Origin of the sequence: Caballeronia catudaia (genome assembly GCF_001544755.2) — a bacterium.
Classification (GTDB): domain Bacteria; phylum Pseudomonadota; class Gammaproteobacteria; order Burkholderiales; family Burkholderiaceae; genus Caballeronia; species Caballeronia catudaia.
In genome coordinates this window covers 1-25,181 of sequence record NZ_FCOF02000047.1, presented here as the reverse complement: position 1 = coordinate 25,181, position 25,181 = coordinate 1, and the positions used below count along the sequence as shown (strand labels likewise).

Sequence of the window (25,181 nt, the reverse complement as noted above, 5' to 3'; positions counted from 1 at the left end):
CGTTGCATTGCGCTATCTAGACGAACGGACGACGTCGATTTTGAACGCCGCCGCGCCATACGCGACGGAGCACGAAGGCGCCCTGTCGCCGCACGACGGCACGCCCGCAAACGGCGACGCGGTCAACGTGCGCTGCGCCGCCGCCGCGTGCTGCGCGTCGGGCGAGAGACTGGCGAAGACGGCGTCGTGCGCGAGATCGAGCGCGGGAAAGTCGCGCGGCGCCGCCGATACGATCGCGATGAAATGGTTCTCGCCGACCGGCTCGCCCGCCTGCATCGGCCAGTTCGGGCGCGGCAGCACGAGACGCTTCTTTTTGCCGATGCGGTTATCGCGGTCGAGCGCATTCGGAAACAGTTGCAGGTACTGATTCGCCGGATCGACGACGAACACATAGACGAAGCCGTCGCGATTGCTCGTGAGCGCGAAACGCAGCAAATCCTTGTCGACGACGGCGCGCGCCACGGGCACTTCCACTTTCACATCGAACGAGGGATCGGCGAGCGCGACGATGCGCGCGAACTCGCCGTCGGGCGTGAACGGGGGCAATGCGGGCGGCAACGCGGGCGGCGGCGGAGTCACGACCGCCGAAGCAACCGACGCGGGTGTTTCAGCCACGGACGCCGGGACCGGCGCACTCGCGGCGCGCTCGCCCGCAGGCGCAGGCGCGTGCGAGGCGAAGCGCGGCGCGAACCATCCGAGCGTGGCCGCCGCCGCGAGCACGCACGCCGCGCCGAGCGTCCAGCCGATGCGCCTGCGCCCGGCCGACGCGCCAGCGCGAGCCTTGACGCGCGATTCCGGCACATCGTCGAGCGAGATGCCGAGTTCCGCCGCGAACTGCCGGTCCGTCTGCGGCCGATGCGCGGGCGACACCGCGAGCGCATGATCGATCGCCTTCAGAAAGCGATCCGAATAGCGGCCCGCCGCCAGTTTCGCGAGCGGCTGATAGCTGTCCTTCACCACGCGCCCGACCGACGGCGGCGGCGTCTTTCCGGTCACCGCGAAATACACGAGCGCGGCGAGCGCGTAGTGATCCGTCCACGGCCCTTGCCGCATCGACGGCACTTCGGCGTATTGCTCGATCGGCGCATAGCCCGGCTTGAGAATGACCGTGAGCGCCTGCGTCATGTCGCCAATCACGCGCCGCGCCGCGCCGAAATCGAGCAGCACCGGCCGATGGCTGCCTTCCAGCAGGATGATGTTGTCCGGCGCGATATCGCGATGGAAACAGTCGGACGCGTGCAGCACCGCGAGCGCATCGATGAGCGGCGTGAGCAGCGCGCGCAGCCAGGCTTCGTCGGGCGGCTTCTTCATCGCATGCAGCGCGTCCTTGAGCGTTACGCCCTTGTAGTAGGGCATCGCCATGTAGGCGGTGCCGTTGGCTTCCCAGAATCGATACACCTTCACGAGCGACTGATGATCGAAGCGCGCGAGCAGCCGCGCCTCGTCGTTGATGAAGCTCTTGAGGCCGGCGCGGAACATCGGCTCGTAGCGCTCGGACTTGACCTGAACCTGCGTCACGCCGACGCGCGACGCGAGCGCCGCCGGCATGTATTCCTTCACCGCGACATAACGATCGAGCGAAGTATCGAACGCCAGATAGACGATGCCGAAGCCGCCTTCGCCGATCAGCCGCACGATCTCGAATTCGCCGAGGCGCGTGCCGGGCGGCAGGACGCTGTGCAGCGGCGGGGCGTCGGGCGCGCTCATGCCCGCCATCGCCGCCATCGCCGATGAAGGCACGCGCGCGCCACCGCCGACGATCACCGTCTTGTCTTCGTCGCCGACATCGCCCGGATTGGTTTCGGTCTTGCCGCCGTTGCCGGCCGTGCCGCCGTCCCCGCCGGGTAGCCTGCCCGTCGCATTCATGATCCGCAGTCCCGCAGCAGGGTGGTGAAGAGCGCCGTGTCGGGCAGGCCATACGCGGGCCAGATGGTGAACGCGCGCGGCGTCGAGTCCTGCTCTTTCCTGGCATCGTCCGCACCGTTCGGGTCGGGCGATGTCTGCGCCGATGTCCACATGCTCATGCCATAGACCTCCGTCTGCCAGACCGGCGCAAGCGCGCGGGCGAGCGCGTCGGGCAGCGCCGCGGCCGACCGCACGATCCACGGTTCCTGCAGCACGGCGGCGCGCGTGCCGGCGCGCACGGGCTGCGGCACCGGCAGCGTCGCGAGCTGCGCGTCGAGCCGCTCGATGCTGTGATCGAAATCGAGCGCGGCGAGCGCCACGCCTTCGATCGCCGCAAGCCATCGCCAGAGCGCCGCGACTTCGCCGCCCGTCGATGGCGCCGCGGGCATCGACGCCGCGATCGTCAACGGAAAATGCCGCCCGACGCGATCCACCGACGCCATCACGACACCCGTCCAGCACGCGCCGAGCGTCGGCGCGATCGCGCCCGGCATCGCGAAAAAGCGCCACACCGGACACGTGAGATAGAGCGCGAGCCATTCGTCGCCGAGCGCGATCTGCGTTTCGGCGACGCGCTGCGCGAGCCACGCGTCCCATGGCGCGACGAACGCGTCGGAGAGCCGGCGCGCCGCGAAATCGCCGAGCGAGGGCAGCTTGCCGTACCAGCCCGCGATCGCCGCGCCGTCGTCCGCCAGGGCAACGCCTGCCGCATCGCTCATAGCCGCTCCGGACAGGAGAACGCGCGCAGATCGGCGAGCCGGAACGGATTCTCGACACTGTTCGCCGTCACTTCGAAGCGCGTCTTGCGCCCTTCGACATCGAACGTGACGATGAAGCGCTCCGGCTGCTCGGTCGGCTGCACGTCGAGCCGGTCGAACATGCGAAAGAGCGCCCACGGGCCTTCGAACACGAGATTGCGCGCGCCGCTCGTCGGCGGCGGCGTCAGTTGCAGGCTCACGCGTTGCGAGCCGCGCGTGCCGGGCCATTGAATGGCGGTGGCGATCTGCGGGCCGTGCGCGTAGGTGAGCACTTGCCCGTCCACATCGAGCGTGAAGGAGAGAATCGTCGGGTCCATGTCGAGCGGCCTGAACTGCAACGCGAGCGCGGGCGTCTTGCCGCCGCCGCGAAAGAACACGCCGCGGATCGTCGCCGCGTGCTCGAACTGCGCGAGCCCGGCCGGGCTGATCTGCGAGGCCGACGCATCCGATTTCTTGAACGCCCACGGTTTCGCGGAGACATCGACGTCGGGCGCCAGGTTCTTCTGGAAGAAATCGTCGAACTTGCCGCCCGGCGCGAACAGCGTGGCGAAATCTTCGGGCAGCACGTCGCGCCCGGAATTCGGATTGAACGGATAGCGCCCGCTCACCGCGCGATTGCAGAACGACGAGATCGACTCCTTCAGATCCGCCGAAAGATTCGCGCGCCGCGCCTGCTGCGCCTGCCCCGCGCCCTGGCTGCCGAGATCGAGCAGCGCGGTGCGGATCGGCTCGGGCATGCGCGGCGCGAGCGCGCGCAGCTTCGCCGGCGCGTCGGACGGCGGCGGCGCGGTCTTCTGCTGCAAGGCTTCGTCGGTGGCGCTGAGGTACGTGTAGACGTCGTTGATGACGGCGAGCGTCTGCGTGATCGGCGCAGGCTGCCCCGCGGCCGGACTCGTGACGAGCGCGCGCAGGCCGGTAAAGCGGTCATCGACGATGCTCTCGAGCCGCGCGCCCGGCGCGACCGTCGCGATTTGCGTCGGATCGGACCCGCGGATCACCTTCAGCAGCCGTTCGCGCGCCGCGCCGATCTTGTCGTTGGCGCGATCGACGACGGTCGTTTCGCCTTCTGGCTTCGCGCCGAGCGTCGTTTCGCGCGACGCCGCCTTCGACAGCGCGGCGAGCGGCGAATCGGGCGCGGAAAGAATGCGCGCGATCTGCGTCGATTGCGACAGCGAGTCCGCGTGCACGATGCGGATATCGTTGAGGAATTCCGTCCAGATGCGCGCGTAGTCCTGCAAGTAAAGCAGCCGCACGTCTTCGGTGAGGCGCTGCATCGCGGCCGGATCGCCGCGCGGCAGCCCGCTCTGATCGCGGATGCCGAGCACCCACGGCTCTTCGGCGGCGAGCTGCGCGGCGGTTTCATCGACGGCTCCGAGGAACGCCTTGTGATAGCCGTCGAACGAATACAGCCCCGGCACGCCGCGCGTGAGCGGTGCGCCGCTCGAACGCGTAAAGACGAGCGATGCGTTCGGCCCGCCCGCGTGCGCGACGGTGAACTCCGGATAATCCGCGCCGACGCCTTGCTGCTTCACGCGCCCGTACACGCGCTGCGCGAGCGTGCTCGCGGCGAGCATGCCGCGCAGATGCGCGACGAGCCGCTCATCGAACGGCAGATTCGGATGCACCACGCCGCGCGCGAACAGCGCATCGAGGTGCCGGCCAAGCGCGGCGCGTTCCTCGTTGCCGACCTCGCGCGGCAGCGACCGGTCCCAGTCGGTGAGAATCCACGCCTTGAGCGCATCGGCGTCCTGATGATCGGGCTGGTTCAGCATCAGATACGCCTTGAGCGCCTCATACGCGTAGCCGGCATTCGCGGGACTCGCGCTGCGCGCCTGTTCCTCGATGCGAGCCGCGAGCTTCGGCAGGAACAGATCGGTCAGCAGGCGCTCGTAAGCGCCGGTCGCGCCGGCGTCGAGCTTCGCGCCTTGCCACAGGCCGAACTGCATCGCGATCGGTGGATGCGCGGCATCGACCTGCGGCGTCGATGCGAGATGGCGCACCGCCGACAGGAGCGGCAGGAGCGCGACGAGCTGCGTGCCCGCCGCGGTCGTCCGCGCGACGGCCTGCTTCGCCGCGCGCGCGCTCTGGTCGACGTTCGCGACATACGCGCGATTGCGCAGATAGCTCGTGCTCCAGAGCGCGAGCACGCCGACCGTCACGGCCGCGATCGCCGCATACGCGCCCAGCCGCCAGAGATGACGCCTGCGCGCCCATTGCAGATTCGATCCGGCGAGCCCTTGTTCCGCGAACACGACCTGCGTCAACAGCCGCTCGATGAAGTAACTGCGCCCGCTCGACGGACGCGGCGGCTGCACCCCGCGCTCCATGCCCAACGCGCGCGCGAGCGACCCGAGCACGCGATCGATCGGCGTGCCTTCCTGCGTGCCGCTCGTGAAGTAGACGCCGCGCAGAAGCGGCATGTCCTCGTGCTTCGACTGCACGAAGGTCGCGCGCAACGCGTCGGCGAGCAAGGGCCGGATTGCCGCGAATTGCTGCGGAAAACTCATGATCGCCGCGCGCTGCGCAAGCCCGCTCTCGGCGTTCAGGCGATCCGGCAGACGCGCGACGAGGCGCGCTTCGAGCGCATCCAGCTCGGCGTCGACGCGCGCGCGGAATTCCGCATCGGTGAGCGGGTGCTTCGGATCGAACGGGAAGGTGAAGCCGAAGATCTGCGCGCGCTCTTCCTTCGGCATGTCGGCGAAAAACTCGGTGAATCCCGCGAGCAAGTCCGTTTTCGTGACGAGCACATAGACCGGAAAGCGCGTGCCGAACGCCTTCGTCAGCTCGCGCATGCGCGCGCGCAAGGTCGATGCCGTCTCGTCCGTGCTCGCGGGCGTCGCGGCGAGCAGATCGGGGACGGCGAGCGTCAGCAGCACGCCGTTGATCGGCTGGCGCGGGCGCGTCTTCTTCAGCAGCGTGAGAAAGCCATGCCACGCGGTCTGGTCGGTGTCGCGGTCGCTTTCGTGCGTCGTATAGCGCCCGGCGGTGTCGATGAGCACGGCTTCGTCGGTGAACCACCAGTCGCAATTGCGCGTGCCGCCGACGCCGCGAATCCGGTCGGTGCCGAAACGCTCGGCGAGCGGAAAGCGCAAGCCCGAATGCACGAGCGCGGTGGTTTTGCCCGCGCCCGGCGCGCCGATGAACATGTACCACGGCAACTGATACAGATATTGCCGGCCGGACATCGTGACCCAGTCGCGCCAGCCCGGTTTTCTGCCCGACGCCGTGAGGCGCGGATCGCGCAGCACGGCGAGCGCTTCGTCGAAACGCTTGCCGAGCGTCGCGACTTCGGCTGCGCCGGCGGTTTGCGGCGCGGCCTCGCGGCGCGGCGCGTCGATGGACGCGGCAAGTCCCGCCGACAGCGCCGCCTGCGTGCGCCGCGCGCGCCACGCGGCCCAGATTCGCCGCAGCACGAGCAGCAGCGCGACGCAGCCGATCGCGATGAAGCGCGCCGTCGCCGATTCGAGCGGATAAGTGTGCGCGAACGACACGAGCGGCCCGGCGATCCAGATCGCGCCCGACACCAGCAGCAAGCCGACGATCAACAGCAGCACCGGATGAAAGAGGATCGAGAAGAGCTTCTTCATGTCAGCTTCCCGGCTTCGCGAACAGCGTCACCTCGACGCGGCGGTTGCGCGCGCGGCCGGCGGGCGAATCGTTCGGCGCGACAGGATCGGCGTCGCCTTTGCCTTCGGCTTTCAGGCGTTCGGGCGCAACCGTCGCGGCGAGCAGGTCGCGCACGTTCGCCGCGCGTTCCTGCGACAACTCCCAGTTCGACGGAAAGCGCGCCGAGCGGATCGGGCGGTCGTCGGTGTGGCCGGTGACGAGCACGTTGCCCGGCACGGCTTTGAGCGCCGCCGCGATGCGCCCGATCAGCGGCTTGGTCTGTTCGGCGACATCGGCGCTGCCGGGACGAAAGACGTTGTCGCCATGCAGCGTGACGACGGAGCGGTCGACGCGGTCATCGACGGCGACGAGGCCATCGCGGATCTCCTGCGCGAGAAATTCCGCGAGACGCGGCCGCGCCGCCTGCGTGACCACGAGCGGCCGCTGCGCACCCGCGCGGATCGACGCGAGCGTATCGAACGCCGGGTCGGACGAGCGGCCGAGCTGGAAGCTCATCGCGAGCCACGCGGCGGCGAGCAGCAACAGCGCGAACGCGCCGACGACCCAGACCGGCAGCACGTCGGTCGTGCGCCGCCGCGCCGTCGGCACGCCTTGCCAGTGCGGCGACAGCGCGCGCTCGGGCTCGCCGCGCTCCTTGCGGATCAGCTGATACAGCCGCGCGCGGATCGCGTCGAGTGTCTGCCTGCCTTGCGCGGCCACGCGATAGCGTCCCTCGAAGCCGAGCGCGAGCACCATGTTCGCCAGTTCCAGAAGATGCAGATGCTGCGCGGGCTTCTGCGCGAGCCGCGCGAGCAACTGAAAGACTTTCTCGCCACCCCACGCTTCGTTGTGAAACGTGACGAGCAGGCTTTGGCGCGCCCAGACGCCCGCGCCCCACGGCGTGCCGGAAGCGGCTTCGTCGAGCATCGTGCAGACGATGTAGCGCGCCGCCGTCACCTGTTCCGACGCGATGCCGTGCGCGCGCGCCTCGTCCTCGAAGCGGCGCACGCCCGCCGCGAGCGAGTCGCGCAGCGCGGCGGGATCGGCGCAGGCGCTCATCGTGCGGATGCGCGGCGCGAGCTGGAGCAGCGGCGCGCACGCTGCGACGAGCGGATTGACGGCGCCGCCGCCCGCGAAGGCCGCGTCGAACGCCCGCTGACCGGAACCGGCCGCTCCAGCCGTTGCACCCGCCGCATACGCGCCTTCCGTGCTGCCGCTGCCCGCGCTGCGCCGCCGCGCGCCGGGATTGGGCTTGATCATCGTCTGATCGGATTCGAAGCCTGCGAAGGGATCGTCGTCGTTCGTCATGGTGTCCGATGACCTCGCTCTTCAATGACGGATCGCCCAGAATTCGAGTTCGAGCGCGGGAAAGTCGCCGGCGATATACATCGCCAGATTGCCGGTCTGCTCCAGCTCCTTCCACAGCTCGCCGCCGCGATCCAGTTCGAAGTACGAAAAGCCCGCGTGAAACGGAATCTGGCGCGGCGCGACCGGCATCGCGCGCAGCCCGATGCCCGGCAGCGCGAGATTGACGAGATCGCGCAGCTTTTCGGCGGGCGCGATCTTCACCTGTGTGGGAAAGCGCGTGCGCAGCGTTTCGCCGGGCATCTGCGCGTTCGCGGCGAGCACGAAGCCCGCGCTCTTCACGAGCGCCAGATCGTCGATGCGGGCGACGCGCACGCCGGGCTTGCGGCTCTGCAATTCGATGGCGACGGCATCCGGTTCGCGCACGATGCCGATGAGCTGCCGCACGTCGCGCATCAGCGGCTCGAACGACGTGGCGACGTCGTCGTGGCGATACGGCGGATACGCGAGCACGCGGCGGCGCTCGTCGAACGCGGCGAGATCGCCGGCGAGCGCGAGCGTCGTCTGATAGAGCCGTTCGGGATGCAGAAGCGGCACTTGCAGCAGATGCGCGTACTGCGGCTCGAAGCGGTTGAGCGTTTGCAGCAGCAGAAAATCCGCGATTTCCGCGACGCCGCCGCGCCCCGGATTCGCGAGCCGGCTCGCGAGCCGGTCCGCATGCTGATGCACGAGGCCGGCCAGCTCCTGCGCGTAACCGAAAAGGCGCGGATCGGCGTGCGCGTGCAGCATCGGCGGGATGTATCCGGGATCGAGCAGCACGCGATTGTCCGCGCGGCGTTCGAGCACGCGCGCGAGCCCGATGGTCGCGAAGGCGTCGGTGGCGTCGCGCGCGAGCATGAGGCGCAGGTTCGGCGCGCCGACGCGAATCTGCGCGACGCGATCGGTGCTCGTCGTCACATCGGCGACGGAAGTGTCGGTCGTGCGAAAACGCAGGCCGTCGATGCGGCTGTCCGTGTTGCCGTCGGCATCGAATTCTTTTGCGCCCGCGCGCGCGAGCGGCAGCGCCAGCAGCACGATTTCATCGCGCGTGCCGGCGGGAATGTCGAGCGGCGGCGGCGCGGGCGCGTCGTCGGGAAAGGAGAACGCGGTGCCGTCCGGCAGCACGCCGAACGCCGACGCGAGCGCGATCTTGCCGAGCCCGAGCGCGATCTCGTCGAGCATCACGGCAGCCCAGCCCCACGACCACGCCTCGGTCGCGCGCGCATGCGAGCGCACGAGATGCTCGATGAAGCGGTCGTGCTGCTGAAAATGCTGGGGTTCGAGGAACAGCCCCTCGGACCAGATCATGCGTTGATGCCAGGTCATGGTGCCTCGCGTGGCGCGTGCGCTCGATGCTCAGAGAACGATTCAGCGCGGCGGATTTGCAAACCGCCGTGCGCTTTCACTTCTTCTTTCCCGATGGCGGCGCGGGCTGCGCGGCGATGGACACATCGGCGGCATCGACGCGCACGTTCATCAGCGTCGTCTGATTGGGCGGCACGGGCGCGCTCGCGCGCCAGCGTGAGCGTTCGATATCGCGATACGCCGCCACGACCGCGACGAACTTCGTGCCCGGCTGCACGGTCTGCTCGACGCTGCGGCTGTCGCCCGGCTTCAGCATGAACTCGTTCTTCGCGTTGAGATCGCCGCCGAGGGTCGCCTGCTCCTTGCCGTAGAGCGTGAAGAAATCGGCGCTGTCGAAGGCGGCCGTCGCCTTCAGTTCGTACACGCGCACGACGACCGGCGACGGACGGCCCGCGTGATCGGGATTGACGCCATCGAGCGCATTCACGCTGATGCGCACGATGGTCGGCGCGGGCGGCGGTGGCGGCGACTTGCACGCGCCGATGGCGCATGCGCAGAAGAGCGACGTGAACAGCCGTGATGTGTCCATCATCGGAATCGTGGGTGACCTGGGACACAGCAACAGACGAACGAAGCCGCCGCGCTTTTCAAAAGCGCCGAGGTGTTTCGTCTAGTGAGGGCACCGCGCCGGGCGATGTCCGGTTGCGCCGGTGCGAGGCGACGGTCTTCGAGGAGCGCATTCGTGAAACCGATCGAGCGGATCGCGCCGGCCCGTATTGTGGCCGGTGCTCGCGTGCCGGCGGGCGACGCGGCAAGGCGGCTTTGCACGGCGCTCGCGCTGGCTGCGGCGCTCGGCGTTGCTGCACCCAATGCCCGTGGACAAAGCGCGCCGGGCGTGCGAACCGCGCCGAACGTGCAAAAGACGCCGGGCACGCAAAGCGACGAAGCCCCGACGCCCGCCGCGCGTCAGGCCGAAGCCCGCGTGCGCGACGCGGAAACCATCGCGACCTTGTCGCAGGAAGGCCGGCTTCTGCTTGCGCGCGATCAGGTCAAGCTCGACGGCTACGCGTACTGCAGCATGTCGGTGGCGGCGGCGGAGCGCGGCGATTTCCGGCAGAGCATCGAGGCGGCGTCGCGGGCGCTCGTCGTCGCGCGTCAGACGGACAACGCGAACCTCGCCGCGTTGTCGCGCCGCGATCTGGCGATCGCCTACAGCTACGCCGGCGATCTCGACGACGCCGAACGGTACGCGAAGGAAGCCATCGCCGCGGGCGAAAAGAATCCCGAACAGGTGCTCGCGCCCGCGCACAAGGTGCTCGGCGACATCGCGGCGCGGCGCGGCGACGCGGCGGGGGCGCTCGTCGAATATCGCGCGGCGCTGGCGTTCGCATCGGAAAGATATAAGCCGATGGTCCTGCTCTCGATCACCAACGCGCAGATCGCGACCGGCGACGCGGCCGGCGCGCGCGCCACGTTCGCGCAGACGAGCGGCGTGCAGGAAACTTTGCTCGCGCCGCTGTACAAGCGCATCGAAGGCAATCTGCTGCTCGCGGAGAACAAGCCGCAGGCGGCGCTCGAAGCCTTCACCGCGAGCGCGACGAAAGGCGGCACCGACGCGAGCTACGACAACCTGTGGGCGCACGAAGGCATGGGCCGCGCGTATCTCGCGCTCGGCGAGCGCAAGAAGGCGCGCGAAGCCTGGCTCGCCGCGCTCGACGATTCCGAGACCATCCGCGCGCGCTTTCGCAGCGACGAGTTCAAGACCGGCCTTTTCTCCGATACGCAGACGGTTTTCGAGGAAACGATCGCGCTCGTCGTCGAGGACGGCGACTATGCGCTCGCCTGGACGCTCTCCGAAAAAAGCCGCAGCCGCGCGCTGCTCGATGTCGTGCGCAACCGCCTCGCGACGAACGTCGACGAAACGCAACTGAACGGCCGCGCGCTCTCGCTCGACGATGTGAAGAGCGCGCTGAATCCCGGCGAAGCGATCGTCGAGTATCACGGTTTGCCCGACAGGATGATCGCGTGGGTCGTGCGCCGCGACGGCATCCAGGGCTTCACGCTGCCGATCCCGCGCAAGGAGATGACGCTCGCCGTCGGCGATTTCCGGACGTCGATCATCCGCGGCCGTCCGCAGGCGCTCACCTACGGCGCGAAGCTCGACGCGCTCTTGATCCAGCCGCTCGGATTGCGTGCGAACGAGCGGCTCGTCGTCGTGCCGAATGGTTCGCTGCACTACATGCCGTTCCAGGCGCTCAGGAATGCGCAGGGATTTCTGATTCAGCGGCACGCGCTCGCGCTCGCGCCATCGGCGAGCATCGCGGTGCAGCTCGTGCGGCGGCAGCAGCGCATCGCGAGCAGTCTCGTCGCGTTCGGCAATCCGCGCATTTCGCCCGAATTCGATCTGCCCGGCGCCGAAGCCGAAGTCCGCGCGATCGGGCCGCTGTTCGCGCAGCGCGAGACCTTCGTGCAGGGCGAGGTCACGCGCAAAGCCTTCAGCGACAACGCGCCGGAAGGCCGCATCGTCCATGTGGCGACGCACGCGCAGGCCGACACCATCGACCCCTTGCATTCGCGCGTGCTGCTCGCGCCCGCGAAGCAGCCCGCCGACGGCCCCGATCCGATGCTCGCGCAGGACATCTACAACCTGAAGTTCGATTCCGTCGCGCTCGTCACATTGTCGGCGTGCGAAACGGCGCTCGGGCGCATCGAGCGCGGCGACGAAATCATGGGCTTCACGCGCGCGTTCTTCTACGCGGGCGCGTCGGCGCTGCTCGTGTCGATGTGGCCCGTCGCCGACGAATCGACTGCGCTCACGATGCGTACGTTCTACGGATCGCTCACGAAGGGCGAGGAAGCCATCGACGCGATGCGCGACGCGCAGCTCGCCGTGCTCGCCAACAGCCGCTTCGCGCATCCGTTCTACTGGGCGCCGTTCGATCTGATGGGCAACTGGCGGCTCGCGGTCGCGCGCTGACCGCTAATTGATCACAGATGGGGATGGCAGAAGTGAATCACGCCATGAAATCCGAATCCTTCTCCTCGCGTTCGAAAGCGAAAGCGCGCCCGCGGCATCTGGCGCGCGCGGCGGGCGTGGGCCTCGTCTGCGGCAGCGCGCTGACCGCGTGGGCGCAGCAAGTGCCGCTGCCCGGCACGGCGCAGACGCCGAGCGCCGGCACGCTGCTCAACGAGCAGCCGCGCCCGTCGACCGCCGCGCCGCCGCCGGGCGGTTCGAATGCGCTGCCCGCGCCGCCCGCCGCGCCGACGGAAGCGCCCGAAGGCAAGAAATTCGTATTGCGAAGCATCCATCTCGCGGGCAACGAAACACTGCCCGCCGACATGCTCTTGCCGCTCGTCTCGGACAAGATCGGCCAGGAAGTGTCGATCAACGATCTGAACGCGATGAGCGCGCGCATCGCGCAGGCGTATCGCGAGCGCGGCTTTCCGCTCGCGCAGGTCGTGATTCCGCCGCAGGACGTCACCGGCGGCGATGTCACCTTCACCGTGCTCGAAGGCAAGATCGGCCGCGTGCGCCTGACGATGGCGCCCGGCGCGCCGATCAGGGAATCGATGGTGCGCGCGCGGCTCGCCGCCATCGAGCCGGGCAAGCCGCTCAGGCAGAGCGAGCTCGAGCGCACGATGCTGCTGCTGTCGGACTTGCCGGGCATTCGCGTCACGTCGGCGCTGGAAACCGGCGGCACGCCCGGCACCGTCGATCTGAGCGTGACCGTCGAGCCCGTGCGCCGCTGGAACTTCGCCGTGTCCGCCGACGACTATGGCGCCGCGCCCGCCGGACGCTGGCGGCTCGGCGCGGTCGGGCGGCTCGCGTCGCCGTTCGGCATCGGCGACAACCTCGACATCAATCTGCTCGCCGCCGAGCGCGCGGACACCGTGTACGGGCGCATCGGCTACGACGCGCCCGTGGACGCGAGCGGCACGCGCGTCGGCATCGCGTATTCGCATCTTTACTACTACCTCGGCCAGCAGTTTTCGGCGCTCGAAGCGCACGGCGACGCGGATGTCGTCACCGCGTCGGTGTCGCATCCGCTGATCCGCTCGCGCAGCCAGAACCTGCTCTTGCGCGGGGCGCTGGAATATCGCTCGCTGACCGACAAGATCGACGCCGTGAGCTTCGACAATCCGCAAAAGCTGTACGTGGCGAGCGTCGGGCTGTCGTACGAAAGCCGCGACAGTTTTCTCGGCGGCGGCTTCAACAGCGCGGATGTGCAACTGGCGTTCGCGCATCTGAACATCGATTCGGCTATCGCGGAAGCGATCGACCAGGGCCCGTTCGGACGTCACACGCAAGGCAACAGCGTGCGCCTGACGATGCAGGCGAACCGGCTGAACGCGATCACCCGCAACACGAGCTTTTTCATGGGCGTGTCGGGGCAATGGGCGAACCAGAACCTCGACAGTTCATCGCGCATCACGCTCGGCGGGCCGCGCGCGGTGCGCGCTTACTCGCCGTCCGAATCGGTCGTCGACGAAGGGCTGATCGCGACGGCCCAGCTCCGTTACACGGTGATTCCGTCGCTGACGCTGTCGACGTTCTTCGATTTCGGCGTCGGCCGCTACAACGCGCGCTCGATTCCGGGACAAGGCGCGAACACCGTCACGCGCAGCGGCGCGGGCATCGGCGCGTTCTGGACGGGGCCGTACGGCATCACCGTCGATGCGAGCGTCGCCTGGCGCACGACCGGCCCGGACACGACCGGCGACGACAAGGTTCCGCGCGTGTACGTCCAGGTTTCCAAATCGTTCTAGCGCAAGCGGATCGGCAATCAAAGGAGTTCGCCATGAGCGACAGCACCTGCCTTCGGACCCGCAAGCATCGCCGGGCGTGGGATCGCGCGATCCGCCGTTTCGCGAGGCGCGCGGCGCGTCACGCGGGCGCCGATCTCAAGGCGACCGCGCTTTTGCCGCTGCTCGTTTTCGTCGCGGCGCCGGGCGCGTTCGCGCTGCCCGTCGGCGAGCAGGTTCAGAGCGGCAACGTCACGATCAACCGGCCGAACACGAGTTCGATGACGATCAATCAGGGCTCGCAAAAAGGCATCGTCAACTGGAACGGGTTCTCGATCGCGGGCAACGAGCGCGTGGATATTTCGCAGCCGTCGGCGCAGGCGGTGCTGCTCAACCGCGTGGTCGGCAGCGACGCGAGCCGCATCGCGGGGCAGCTCAACGCCAACGGCCGAGTGTTTCTCGTGAATCCGGCGGGCGTGGTGTTCGCGCCCGGCGCGTCGGTGAATGTGGGATCGCTCGTCGCGTCGACGCTCGGCATCACGAACGACGAATTCCTCGCCGGGAAGTATCACTTCAATCAGAACGGGGCGCCGAACGCGAAGGTGTCGATCGAAAAAGGCGCGAACATCGCGGCGTCGCCGGGCGGCGCGGTCGCGCTGCTGGGCGCGCAGGTCGACAACAGCGGCTACGTAAGCGCGACGCTCGGCAAGATCGCGATCGGCGCGGGCAGCGACATCACACTCGATTTCGCCGGCGACGGCCTCACGATGCTGAAGGTGAACAAGGATGTCGCGAACGCGCTCATCAGCAACTCGGGCACGGTCCAGGCCGACGACGGGCAGATCGTGATGTCGGTGCGCGCCGCCGACGCAGCCACGGCGAGCGTGCTCAACCAGACCGGCACGGTGCGCGCGAGAAGTATCGAGACGCGCAACGGGCGCATCGTGCTCGATGGCGGCGCGACCGGCGTGACGGAAATCGGCGGCACGCTCGACGCGACCGCGCCCGGCTCCGGCACGGGCGGGCATATCGACGTGACGGGCTTTCACGTCGCGGTGAACGACGGCGCGCGCATCGACGCGAGCGGCGCGCAGGGCGGCGGGCGCGTGCGCGTGGGCGGCGGCGCGGCGGGCAAGGAAAGCGATATTCGTAATGCGGACGCCGTCTGGATGGGAGCGGGCGCGCAGGCGAGAGCCGATGCGCTCGTGCACGGCGATGGCGGCAACGTCGTGTTCTTCGGCACGCAGGCCGCGCGCGTCCACGGAAAGGTGACGGCGCGAGGCGGCGCGAACGGCGGCAATGGCGGGCTGATCGAGACATCGGCGCTTCATCTCGACGTGCCGGGCGACAACATCGACGCAAGCGCGCCACACGGCGCGGGCGGAACGTGGCTGCTGGACCCGTTCAACGTGATCATCAGCAACATCAGGGCCGACGGAAATCCCACCGTCGACTTCACCGCGACGGCCGACGATACGCGCATCTGGTCGCAGGCGATCAACGCCCAGTTGAACGGCGGCGTCAACGTGACCGTCAGCACGGGCACTTCGGGCGCGCAGCCGGGCAATATCACGCTGGAAGGGCCGATCGCGAAGACATCCGGCAGCAGCGCGACGCTCACGCTGAACGCCGCAGGATCGATCATCGCGCAGCGTGCCCCCGGCGCCACCGCCACGGCGGAGATCGTCGCGTTCTCGGACACCAGTGCGGCCGCGAAGACGGGGCCGCTCAACGTCGTGCTCAACGCCAATACGGCCGGGCTGACGGACGGCACCGCGATCATTTCCCTCGGCGGCACGCCGGCTTTGCCGATGAACATCTTCAGCAACGGCGGATTCATTACGATCGGTGTGCCGCAGCAGGCGAACGGCATCGCGCCGGCCGTCGTGCTCGCCAACGCAATCGTCGATTCGCGCGCGATGAGCTTCACGCCGCCGCCCCCGCCGCCCCCGGCCGTCATCGGAGTTCGCGCGGCGCTGCTGGATTTGAGCCCACGCACGGTGGTTGCGCCGCCAAACCTCGCGTTGCAGACGGTCGTGCCGGATGCCGCCGCCCAGAGCGGCGCAATCACGATCAACGGCAACGGACCGGCGACGAACCCGGCCGCGGGCCGCGCAGGCGTGGGTGTCGCGATCGGCGGCAACTCCGAGATCGCGGCGACCACGGGCGCGGTCACGCTGACGGGCATCGGCACGGCGGGCGGCGTGTCGCTCGGCGCAGTGACTGTCTCGACGGCGGGAAACATCGCGATCGACGGGACGGCGTCGGCGGGGCGGGGCGTCGATATCGGCGCGGCCACCGGCGCCGCGCTCGAATCGACGAACGGCGCGGTCACGCTCACCGGCCGCGGCACGAGCGGCGGCGTGGTCCTGAACGCGACCGACGTCACGGCGCTCAGCGGCGTGTCGGTCAGCGGCACGGCGTCGGCGGGCGTGGGCGTGAGCATGATCGGAGGCGCGGGGCCGAGCATCGTGAACGTGTCGGCCGGTCCGCTCGCGATCAGCGGCACGGGCACGGCGGGCGGCGTGTCGATGGACACGATCAGCCTGTCCTCGCTCGGCGACCTGACGATCAACGGGACGTCGGCGGCGGGCGTGGGCGTCGCGCTGACGAATACGGGCGCCGAATCGAACACCGGCTCGGTGACCGTGCACGGCAGCGGCGGCGCGGGCGGCGTACGGACGCGATTCGGCAGCTTCTCGTCGGACGAGGGCGGCGTGACCATCGACGGCACGTCGCTCGCCTCGGGCGCGAGCGCACGCGCCGACGGCGTCGCGATGAGCCAGACGCCGATCGACGCGTCCGGAGCCATCGCGATACGCGGCCTCGCCGCGCTGCAAGGGCCGCTCGGCGCGGGCGTGACGATTCTGTCGGCGGCGGAAGGCACGTTGACGCTGAGTTCCGGCACGCCGGGCATTCGGATCGAAGGCAGCGGCAACGGCTACTCGGGCGTGGCGATCGGCAACGACGTCCCGGCCGGAACCGCGCGAACGGTGTTTTTCAACGCGGACGTCGGCCCCGCGTTCACGCCGCCGCTGACCATTCTCGGCACGACCAACGGCGCGCCCGTGCCCGGCGGACCGGGCGCGGCGGGCGTGAGCATCGCCAATGCGCTCCTCAACGGCTCGGACGTGACGCTCGCCGGCTCGGTGTCCGGCACATCGGCGGCGCACGGGCTCGATATCGAGAATTCGAGCGTGACCGCGACGCGCACGCTCAGCTTGCGCGCATCGAACCTCAGTCCGGCGACGTCGTCGATTCAGGTCGGCGGCAATACGGCGCTCGGCGTCCCCGCCGGCACGCTCGTGCTCGCGCCGGGCGTGGTGACGCCGGGTGCGTCGTTCGCCGTCGCCGCCGCCGACGCCGCGCCGATCAACATCGGCGTTCCCGGCGTGTCGGGGCCGGGATATACCCTCGATGCCGCGTTCGGCGGGCGCTTCGCCGCGGGCGTCGCCAATACGTACATCGGCTCGGCGAGCCACACGGGGCGCATCGCGCTCGGCGCCGTTTGCGCCGCTGCGGGATGCGCGAGCGTGCTGCCAGGCATCAGCGGCGAACTGTCGATTGCGAACGCAGGCGCGGGCAGCCAGGGCATCGCGTTGTCGGGCGCTTCGGGCATGAACCGGCTGACGCTCGATTCCGCGGGCACGATCAGCGAAGGCGCGGCCGGCATCCAGACGAACCAGTTGCTGCTCGCCGGACCGGGCCGCTTCGCGCTGACGAGCCCGGCGAACGCGATCGGACAGGTCTCGTTCGCCGGCACCGGCGACACGTCCGTGACAGGTCTCGGGCGGCTCGTCGTCGCACCGCTCGCCGGCAACGTATTCAACGCGCGCGGCAACGCGCTCGCGCCGGTTACGACCGTAGGCGGGGCGTCGACGCTGACGGGCGATCTCACGCTGACGTCGAGCGCGAACGGCAACGCGGGCGCCGGCACGATCACGACCGCCATGCCGATGCAAAGCGTCGCCACGCGCGGGACCACGCTCACGATGCGCGCCGCCGATACAGTGTCGATCGGCTACGGCATCGCGTCGGTATCGGCGCCGCTGAATATCGTCGCGGACGCGGTGAAGCAGGTGATCGTGGGCGGTGCGGGCGGGTCGCGCATCGCGATCCAGACCAACGGCGGCAACGTGACGCTCGGCACGCAGGGCGGCGGCGCGACGGGCTTCGACGGCGCGTCGGTGACGCTGCGCCTCGCCGACATCGACACGCGCATCGGCGCGCCGGCCGGTGCGCCCGCCGCCACGGGCGGCGTCGTGACGATCCACGGCGTCGCGCAGCCGCCGATTCCCGGCAACGGGGACGGAGCCGGACCGCTCGCAATCGCACCGTTCGGCGTCGAGCTGGACGGCGCGTCGATTGCGAGCGGCAGCGGGCGCATCGAACTGATGGGGCAAAGCCTGAACCCGGCGGTCAATCCCGGCGATGGCGTCGTGCTGCGCAACGCGTCGCGGCTGGCGAACGGCGCGGGCGGCATCGACGTGTATGGCACGGGCAGCGGGGCGGGCTCGGCAGGCGTCGCGCTACTCGATGGATCGACGATCACGAGCGCGGGCGGCGCCATCGACATTCGCGGCGCGAACGTGGGCGCTGGTGCAGGCGCAGAGCCGTCCTCGCCTGCTTTCGGCGTGGCGCTGCTGCACGGCTCGATCGACGCGAGCGCGCCAGGCGGCGCGGTATCGATCGCAGGTTCGACCACCACGGCCGACGCGGGCATCGCGTATGGCGCGGTGCCGCTGCCGGTCAATGCGGGACGTGTGACCGGACCGTTTTCGATCACGACCGGCTCGCAAGGCAGGATCACGCTGCGCGCGTCGAACGACGCAACGGCCACGAGTCTCGTCGGACGCAGCGGGCCGGGATCGATTTCGACGCCCGGCGGCTCGGTGTTCGTGTCGCCGGCGACCGTCGATCCGGCGACGTTCGGCGTCGCGCAGGCCAACGCCGTGCCGATCACGCTGTTTGGCGCAGCCGCGACGCACGGCCTGTCCATCGACGCCGCCACGTATCGAACCTTCTCGACCGGCATTCAGACGCTCGTGCTCGGTTCGTCGACGCAATCCGGGCGCATCGTCGTCGAAGGACCGTGCGCGGGTGGCGCCGGTTGCGCCGCGCGGCCCGCCGTCGCGACGAGCCTCACGCTCCAGAGCACCGGCGCGGGCAGCGCGGGCATCGATCTGCCGTCGGGGCTCGCGTTGCCCGCCAAGACGCTCGCGCTGGCGTCGGCGGGGTCCGTGACCGATCCGGGCGGCGTTCAGGCGCAAACGCTCTTGCTCACGGGCGGCGGCGATTTCGATCTCGCCGACGCGGGCAACGACGTCAAAACGCTCGCGCTTTCCGGTGCGCGCGACGTGAAATTTTCGACGCCGGGCGGCTTCACGATCGACACGGCGAGCGCGAACGGCCTCGACGGGGCGACGGGCGCGCTCACGACCCTCGGCGGCACGCGGCCGTTCGTGACCGGCAATCTGACCGCGATTTCACAGAACGGCGCGATCGCGCTCGGCACGCCGGGAGCGCCGGCGCACTTGAGCGCGGGCGGCAGCATCGACCTCGTGATGCAGAACGCCGTTTTCGATAACGAATCGGGCGGCACGCTCGCCGCGGGCAACGCGTGGCGCGTATGGGCCTTGGCGCGCGACGGCCGCGAGAACCGCAACGGCATCGATCCGGGCGGCGCGCTGCCGAACTTCTACGGCTGTCTCTATGGCGGCGTGTGTGGCTGGAACGGGCAGCCGTCGCAGAACGTCGTGCCGGCGGACGGCAATCACTTCATCTACGCGGAGCGGCCGACGGCGACGATCACCATCGGCGATCAGACGCGCGGCGAAGGTTCGCCGAACGCGCCGTTCGGCTTCGATATCGGCGGGCTGCTCGGCGGCGACCAGGCGGGCTCGGCGATCCTCGTCACGCGTCCGCCCGGTTCGTCCGCGACGGCGACATCGCTGGCGGGCGCGTATTCGATCGACGGCACGTTCTCGTCGCAGGTCGGCTACAACATCGTCGTCGTGCCGGGGACGCTGACGGTCACGCCGCTCGAGCTTCAGGGCGCGGTCTTCAATCGAACGGGCTTGCAGCCGCTGTTCACGGCGCAGGAGCAGACTTTCGTCTACGAGAGCAATACCGGCGCGGTGAACATTTGCGTCGGCACGAACGAGCCGATACTCGCGCTGCAGCAGTCCGAAGGCGAAGCCGACACGCTCGCGGCGGAATGGAAGCGCGTGCGCTCGCGGCCGAATCTGAACAACTGCCTCGTCGTGAACGGGCAGCACGGCTGCGGCGAATTCTGAGCGGAGCCGCGATGATCGACGTCGAACCGCTGCTTGCGCCGACCGAAGCGATGCCGCCCGCGGGCATCGATCTGGAATACGACGGCGCGTATCTCGAATTCGAGGCGCTCGCGCGCGGCATGCCGCAGCGCCAGTTCGACACGCCCGCCGAGCCGCCGCCGTGGAGCGACGTGCTGGAGCAGGGGCAGGCGCTGCTCGCGCGTTCGAAGGACGTGCGCATCGCGATCGCGTGGACGCGCGCGGCGGCGCATGTGCACGGACTGGCGGGATTTCTCGCGGGCGTGCGCTTGCTGACGGGGCTCGTCGAACGATATTGGGATGGCCTCTATCCGCTGGCCGATCCCGACGATAACGATAACGATAACGAAGGCAGCGACGGCAGCGACGCCGCGTTGCGCATCAACGCGCTGGCGCCGCTCGCCGACGCCTACACGCCGTTCGCCGAAGCGGAAACGCTGCTGCACGATCTGCGCGAATGCGAAGTGTGCCGCGTGCATGGCGAGCGGCTGACGGTGCGCGACATGCTCGTCGCGCAAGGCCGGCTCGCGGCGCAGGAGGGCGCGGCGGCCGCGACGTTGCCGCGCGTCGAAGGCATGCTCGCGGACGCCATCGCGCAAGAGCCTGGCCTTCTCGCCGATGGCATCGACTTGCAGAGCGCCGTCCAGGCGCTCGCGGCTTGCGTGACGGACAAGCTCGGTGAACAGCGCGCGCCCTCGATGACCGCGCTGACGATGACCGCGCGCTATGTCGCCGCGCAGTTTCGCGCGCTTGCGCCGGCGTCGGGCGAGCAAACGGCCGAAGCCGCGAAACCGGCCGATGCGCCGCCGCCACATCGCGCGATTGCGCGTCCCGGCGAGATCGCGACGCGCGAAGATGCGCTCGCCGCGCTCGATGCCGTGTGCGCGTTTCTCGAGCGGACCGAGCCGACGAATCCCGCGCCGCTCCTGATCCGCCGCGCGCGCGGGCTGATGGGCAAGGATTTTCTTGCGGTGATGCAGGATCTCGCGCCCGACAGCCTCGCGCAGATTCATCTGATCGCGGGCACGCGGCCGGAGTGAATTCCAGACGCAACGCAGCGCTGCCCTTTAAATCCACGCGCGGCTGAATCGTCTTCAAAGCGTGGCTCACGCTCACGCGAAGGAGACGTCATGGCAACCAGCAGTCAGAAATTCATCGGCCGCAATCGCGCGCCGCGCGTGCAGATCGAATACGACGTCGAAACCTACGGCAGCGAAAAGAAAATTCAGCTTCCGTTCGTGATGGGCGTCATGGCCGATCTCTCCGGCAAGCCCGCCGAAGCGCTGCCGCCCGTCGATCAGCGCAAGTTCCAGGAAATCGACATCGACAATTTCGACAGCCGCATGAAGGCGATGCATCCGCGCGTCGCGTTTCAGGTGCCCAACAAGCTGACGGGCGACGGCAATCTCAGCGTCGATATCACGTTCGAGACGATGGACGATTTCTCGCCCGCGGCCGTCGCGCGCAAGGTCGATGCGCTCGCGAAACTGCTCGAAGCGCGCACGCAGCTCGCCAATCTCGTCATCTTCATGGACGGCAAGAACGGCGCCGAAGAATTGATCGCGCGCGTGCTCGACGATCCCGCGCTGCTCAAGACGCTCGCCACGGTCACGCCGCCCGCCGCCGACGGCGCCGCCGCGCCCGCCGCCGCCGAATGAGTGCCGAAAAGGAAACGACCATGTCCGATATTCCGCAATCCTCATCGCCCCAGTCGCAAGCCGACGCGCATTCCGCCATGCAAGGCGCGACGCTCGAAGGCGACGCGCTGTCCGCGCTTCTGAATCGCGAGTTCCGCCCGAAGAGCGACGAAGCCCGCACCGCCGTGCAGACGGCCGTGCAGACGCTTGCGCAGCAGGCGCTCTCGCAGACCCAGATCATTTCCGGCGACGCGATCCGCTCCATTCAGGCGATGATCGCCGAGATCGACGCGAAGCTCACCGAGCAGGTCAACGAAGTCATGCATCATCCGGACTTCCAGAAGCTCGAAGGCTCGTGGCGGGGCCTGCACTATCTCATCAACAACACCGAAACCGACGAGATGCTCAAGATTCGCGTGATGAACATCTCGAAGAAGGATCTCGGCAAGACGTTGAAGCGGTTCAAGGGCATCGCGTGGGACCAGAGCCCGCTCTTCAAGCAGATTTACGAGCACGAGTACGGCCAGTTGGGCGGCGAACCGTTCGGCGCGTTCGTCGGCGACTACTACTTCAATCAGACGCCGCCGGATGTCGAACTGCTCGGCGAGATGTCGAAGATTTCCGCCGCGGCGCACGCGCCGTTCATCGCGGCCGCCGATCCGAGCCTGTTGCAAATGGATTCGTGGCAGGAACTCGCGAATCCGCGCGATCTCACCAAAATATTCGGGACACCAGAATATGCGAGCTGGCGTTCGCTGCGCGCGTCGGAAGATTCGCGCTACGTCGGACTCGCGATGCCGCGTTTTCTCGCGCGCGTGCCGTACGGCGCGAAAACCGAGCCCGTCGATGAATTCGACTTCGAGGAAGACACCGGCTCCGCCGATCACACCAGGTACACGTGGGCGAACTCCGCGTATGCGATGGCCGTGAACATCAACCGTTCGTTCAAGCTCTATAGCTGGTGCTCGCGGATTCGCGGCGTGGAATCGGGCGGCGCGGTCGAAGGCTTGCCGGTGCACAGCTTTCCGACCGACGACGGCGGCGTCGACATGAAATGCCCCACCGAGATCGCCATTTCCGACCGGCGTGAAGCGGAGCTCGCGAAGAACGGCTTCATGCCGCTGATTCATCGCAAGAACTCGGATTTCGCGGCGTTCATCGGCGCGCAGTCGCTGCAAAAGCCGTTCGAGTACGAAGACCCGGACGCCACCGCCAACGCCGCGCTCGCCGCGCGCCTGCCGTATCTGTTCGCGTGCAACCGCTTCGCGCATTATCTGAAGTGCATCGTGCGCGACAAGATCGGCACGTTCAAGGAACGCTCCGACATGGAAATCTGGCTGAACAAGTGGATCACCCAGTATGTCGACGGCGATCCGGCCAACTCGTCCGAGCACACGAAGGCGCAGAAGCCGCTCGCCGCCGCCGAAGTCAAGGTGCAGGAAGTGCCGGGCGCGCCGGGCTACTACACGTCGCAATTCTTTCTGCGTCCGCACTATCAGCTCGAAGGGCTGACGGTGTCGCTGCGGCTCGTGTCGCGGCTGCCGTCGGCGAAGCAGGCGGCCTGAACATTCCTTTATCGACGGCGATGCCCGCGATGCTTCACGTTCGGGGCGTTAGGGTCTGTTCACGTATAAAAACGTGCATGCGAACGCCCGAAATCGGCTTTAGTGCAAGGGGCGCGGCGCGCCGTTTGGCCGCTCCAAACAAGCGACGCGCGACGCCACAATACGGCCGATTTCGGGCGTTCCCCAAGATTGAATTTTTTAGTCAAGGGTTGCCCCGTAAAGGGCCGCTCGCGGCGTCGTGCTCCTCGCGAATACCGACGTATTGGCTTCGTCGCATTCCTTGCGATCGGCCCTTTACGGGTCTAACGCTTCGCTCGCATTGCGCGAGCGTGCGGGTTAATACGTCTACAGGCTGCAAATCCTGCCCTAGCACAACCACGCGCTGGACTTCGCAGGATATGACAGACCTCCCGTACATTGGATTCTACGGTAGCGTGAAAATTTGTCGATTTCGATGCCTGTCTATTGGTATTCGGTTGCGTGTTTCCGCACCCTTCGTATGCTGACCTCTCACCGATCCGGTGAGCATTCCCATGAAGGAGCCGAGATAGATGCCAAAAATCAAGCATAACGAATCAGATGGCGGAGGCCGCCTATGATGCGTCGAATTGCCGTCGTCGGAGACAAGCTCGATAACGACGGAGAGGTTTGCTCTTACGAAGGACCGCAATTTCTCGTTCACGGGCATCAGGCCGCGCTTATAGGCGGTGCGGCTTACTGCCCCGTCTGTAAAACGATCGGATACATCGCCAAGGATGGCGGGCCGCGTCGTATGAATTTCTTCATTAGCGAGATTGCAGCGCATGACGACGTAGTCGTGTGCGGTTGCTCAGAGCATCCGCGCATCTTCGCCACGCTTGCTGGAGAAGCTTGGTACGACGACATGGCCGAGAGCCTTGGAGTCATCAAGTCCCGAAGTGCAGCCAATTCGGGCAACTCGGCGGCAACCACAGAGCCTGCCAAACAGGCGGGCAGTGAGGGCAAGCATACGAGTTGGTTCTATGTGCAGGACAGCGTGACTGGGGAGCCGCTGCGGAATCAAGATTATGTTGCGCGCGTAGTGAGTGTCGAACAAACCGGTAAAACGGACGCCAACGGCAATGCAAAAATCGAAACAGATAAGGTGAGCACCGTCGATATGCACGTCACTTTCTCAACACCCAAACGCCAACTTAATCCCGGAAGAGCAGCCTAAGCATATGGACATGGATTACAAGATCGAACATTGGACGTCGAGTTGTTCGGCGGTGGGAAGTCGTAAGGATGATGCGATAACCATCTCTGTGAATAATCGTGCCGCGATTCGGAAGGCGATTATTAATGCTCTGTCAAGAGAGGGCTACAAGCTGATTGAACGATCGGATTGGCATGCAAAGCCGCCGAGAGGAACCTTGCGGGAAAGTCAGTGGGATTACAGTGATATCGTCCTGCACCACGCCGGTCGCAGTTATTCCTGTGGCGCGCCTTCCATTGATGAAATGCAGCGCCTGCAAGCAGAGGATATGGGTAGAAGCCCGCCATTTGATGATGCGGGATACCACTATGCTGTTTCATGCCAAGGTGAGATTTATGAGGCTCGTGATATCAGATTTATCGGCGAGCACATAGATAAAGGCAACACGGGGAAAATCGGGGTCGTTTTCTTGTCGGATTTCGTTCAGGCGGGCGAGGCATACGAGCAAGAATATAAAGGGCTGTCCTTCGTCGATAAAGTAAAAAATCTGAAGGACATTGCAACTGATCAAGTTGTCACGCGTCACGACAAGCCAACTCCGCCTCAAATAAGAGCGGTAGAAATCCTCTGTGAAACCTTGAAGGAATTTTTTAATATCACCTACTTAGTCGGTCTTGCAGAATCGCGCGAAGCCAAGCACCGCGTGCGAATAGGTGCAGATAAAGGGTTGCGAAACTCCCAGTTTCAATATGAAATTGGCCTATCTTCTGGGAGTGAGAAGCGCCGATGAGCACACCGGATTTCTTCCGCAGCCGCCTGGAATGAAATGA

14 protein-coding genes are annotated in these 25,181 nt (G+C 67.5%); 8 read left to right on the top strand and 6 right to left on the bottom strand.

Annotation, left to right across the window (positions count from 1 at the left end; translation table 11 throughout):
• Window positions 1-12 precede the first annotated feature (12 nt).
• From AWB75_RS30595 to tssJ, 6 genes are all read right to left on the bottom strand, one after another.
• Window positions 13-1,866, bottom strand: a complete 1,854-nt coding sequence (locus AWB75_RS30595) for a serine/threonine-protein kinase (protein ID WP_061127759.1) — start codon at window positions 1,864-1,866, stop codon at window positions 13-15.
• Window positions 1,863-2,624 (bottom strand): type VI secretion system-associated protein TagF, encoded by a 762-nt coding sequence (gene tagF, locus AWB75_RS30590; protein WP_061127758.1) that lies wholly within the window; start codon window positions 2,622-2,624, stop codon window positions 1,863-1,865. The genes AWB75_RS30595 and tagF overlap by 4 nt, the downstream gene beginning before the upstream one ends.
• Window positions 2,621-6,250, bottom strand: a complete 3,630-nt coding sequence (gene tssM / locus AWB75_RS30585; RefSeq protein WP_061127757.1) for a type VI secretion system membrane subunit TssM — start codon at window positions 6,248-6,250, stop codon at window positions 2,621-2,623. Before tssM ends, tagF begins: the two co-directional genes overlap by 4 nt.
• Window position 6,251: 1 nt before the next feature.
• Complete coding sequence (locus AWB75_RS30580) at window positions 6,252-7,577, bottom strand: DotU family type VI secretion system protein (protein ID WP_061127756.1); 1,326 nt, start codon at window positions 7,575-7,577, stop codon at window positions 6,252-6,254.
• Window positions 7,578-7,598: 21 nt separating this feature from the next.
• On the bottom strand, window positions 7,599-8,939 hold the full coding sequence (tssK, locus tag AWB75_RS30575) for a type VI secretion system baseplate subunit TssK (protein WP_061127755.1): 1,341 nt from the start codon (window positions 8,937-8,939) through the stop codon (window positions 7,599-7,601).
• A 76-nt stretch (window positions 8,940-9,015) separates the two neighbouring features.
• A complete protein-coding gene (tssJ, locus tag AWB75_RS30570; RefSeq protein ID WP_087087019.1) occupies window positions 9,016-9,510 on the bottom strand; it encodes a type VI secretion system lipoprotein TssJ in 495 nt (164 codons plus the stop codon).
• Window positions 9,511-9,660: 150 nt separating this feature from the next.
• Between tssJ and AWB75_RS30565 the strand changes: the two genes are divergently transcribed.
• The 8 genes from AWB75_RS30565 (at window position 9,661) to AWB75_RS30530 (ending at window position 25,141) form a co-directional block, all read left to right on the top strand.
• Window positions 9,661-11,895, top strand: coding sequence for a CHAT domain-containing protein (locus AWB75_RS30565; RefSeq protein ID WP_235012301.1), 2,235 nt, complete (start codon window positions 9,661-9,663; stop codon window positions 11,893-11,895).
• A gap of 44 nt (window positions 11,896-11,939) precedes the next feature.
• Window positions 11,940-13,685, top strand: coding sequence for a ShlB/FhaC/HecB family hemolysin secretion/activation protein (locus AWB75_RS30560; protein WP_087087027.1), 1,746 nt, complete (start codon window positions 11,940-11,942; stop codon window positions 13,683-13,685).
• A gap of 32 nt (window positions 13,686-13,717) precedes the next feature.
• On the top strand, window positions 13,718-19,957 hold the full coding sequence (locus AWB75_RS30555; RefSeq protein WP_061127754.1) for a two-partner secretion domain-containing protein: 6,240 nt from the start codon (window positions 13,718-13,720) through the stop codon (window positions 19,955-19,957).
• Between the two features lie 11 nt (window positions 19,958-19,968).
• A complete protein-coding gene (locus AWB75_RS30550; protein ID WP_061127753.1) occupies window positions 19,969-21,015 on the top strand; it encodes a type VI secretion system protein TssA in 1,047 nt (348 codons plus the stop codon).
• Between the two features lie 90 nt (window positions 21,016-21,105).
• Window positions 21,106-21,633, top strand: a complete 528-nt coding sequence (tssB, locus tag AWB75_RS30545) for a type VI secretion system contractile sheath small subunit (protein ID WP_061127752.1) — start codon at window positions 21,106-21,108, stop codon at window positions 21,631-21,633.
• Between the two features lie 77 nt (window positions 21,634-21,710).
• The gene (gene tssC / locus AWB75_RS30540; RefSeq protein WP_087087018.1) at window positions 21,711-23,177 is read left to right on the top strand and encodes a type VI secretion system contractile sheath large subunit; all 1,467 of its coding nucleotides are present in this window, start codon (window positions 21,711-21,713) and stop codon (window positions 23,175-23,177) included.
• Window positions 23,178-23,772: 595 nt separating this feature from the next.
• Window positions 23,773-24,372 (top strand): PAAR domain-containing protein, encoded by a 600-nt coding sequence (locus AWB75_RS30535; RefSeq protein WP_061127751.1) that lies wholly within the window; start codon window positions 23,773-23,775, stop codon window positions 24,370-24,372.
• A 10-nt stretch (window positions 24,373-24,382) separates the two neighbouring features.
• Complete coding sequence (locus AWB75_RS30530; protein ID WP_087087025.1) at window positions 24,383-25,141, top strand: peptidoglycan recognition protein family protein; 759 nt, start codon at window positions 24,383-24,385, stop codon at window positions 25,139-25,141.
• Window positions 25,142-25,181 lie beyond the last annotated feature (40 nt).